Genomic DNA, 269 nt, shown 5'->3' with positions numbered 1-269 from the left:
CCAGGTGGTCACGCAAGTGTTCGTGCTGAAGAACGAATCGGCGAATAACCTGTTGCCGGTGCTGCGGCCGCTGATCTCGCCGAACAATACCGTGGCCGCTTATCCGGCCAACAACACGATTGTCGTCACCGACTACGCGGACAACGTGCGCCGTATCGCGCAGATCATCGCCGGTGTGGATACGGCGGCCGGTCAGTCGGTGTCCGTCGTACAACTGAAGAATGCAAACGCGCTCGACATTGCCACGCAACTGAACAAGATGCTCGACC

The 269-nt window shown here is 59.1% G+C and carries 1 protein-coding gene; it reads left to right on the top strand.

The window, feature by feature from the left end; all coding sequences use genetic code 11:
- Nucleotides 1–269, top strand: a 269-nt coding sequence (locus SB753_RS37580) for a secretin N-terminal domain-containing protein (protein ID WP_410805226.1), incomplete at both ends; no start/stop codon positions are given.

Source organism: Paraburkholderia sp. SIMBA_053, from assembly GCF_046534895.1.
Lineage (GTDB): Bacteria > Pseudomonadota > Gammaproteobacteria > Burkholderiales > Burkholderiaceae > Paraburkholderia > Paraburkholderia caledonica.
The sequence above is the reverse complement of the archived record's forward strand: the minus strand, read 5'-3'. Positions and strand labels throughout refer to the sequence as shown.